Source organism: Acidovorax sp. CF316, from assembly GCF_000276605.1.
In the GTDB taxonomy this organism is placed as follows: Bacteria; Pseudomonadota; Gammaproteobacteria; order Burkholderiales; family Burkholderiaceae_C; genus Acidovorax.
The window spans coordinates 1-768 of record NZ_AKJX01000184.1 but is presented as its reverse complement, the minus strand read 5'-3'; the positions used below and the strand labels follow the sequence as shown (position 1 = coordinate 768).

1 tRNA gene and 1 rRNA gene are annotated in these 768 nt (G+C 52.3%); both read right to left on the bottom strand.

Annotated elements, in window-relative coordinates:
- Positions 1–423, bottom strand: a 23S ribosomal RNA gene (locus tag PMI14_RS22980); the annotation flags it as partial.
- A gap of 214 nt (positions 424–637) precedes the next feature.
- A tRNA-Glu gene (locus PMI14_RS22975) sits at positions 638–712 on the bottom strand.
- Positions 713–768 lie beyond the last annotated feature (56 nt).

Sequence of the window (768 nt, the reverse complement as noted above, 5' to 3'; positions counted from 1 at the left end):
CTTGGAGGATGGTCCCCCCATATTCAGACAGGATACCACGTGTCCCGCCCTACTCTTCGAACTCACAATCTGTGCACTTTCGTGTACGGGGCTGTCACCCGGTATCGCGCGACTTTCCAGACGCTTCCACTAACGCACAAACTGATTCAGGTTCTGGGCTGTTCCCCGTTCGCTCGCCGCTACTGGGGGAATCTCGGTTGATTTCTTTTCCTCCGGGTACTTAGATGTTTCAGTTCCCCGGGTTCGCCTCGCAACACTATGTATTCATGTTGCGATGATGCACTGAGTGCACCGGGTTTCCCCATTCGGACATCGTCGGCTGTAGCGGTTCATATCACCTTACCGACGCTTTACGCAGATTAGCACGTCCTTCATCGCCTCTGACTGCCAGGGCATCCACCGTGTACGCTTAGTCGCTTAACCTCACAACCCACAGGCGTTTTGCAACGCTCGGGACTGTAAGCATTTGAGAGACTCGAACGCATCGTGATTTCATTCTTATTACGGAGAATGAAAACGACGCGTCGTTTCAATTTTCAGCTTGTTCCGGATTGTTAAAGAGCAGTATCTCAAACATGACGGTTACGTCAGTTTTGAGATACGTCGTGGAGACACCTTTCACCTGTCACCAAGCAAGTGGCGTCCCCTAGGGGATTCGAACCCCTGTTGCCGCCGTGAAAGGGCGGAGTCCTAACCGCTAGACGAAGGGGACACGGTAGTGTCACGACTTCGCAGCCGTCTTGCTCATTACTTTCTATCAGACAATCT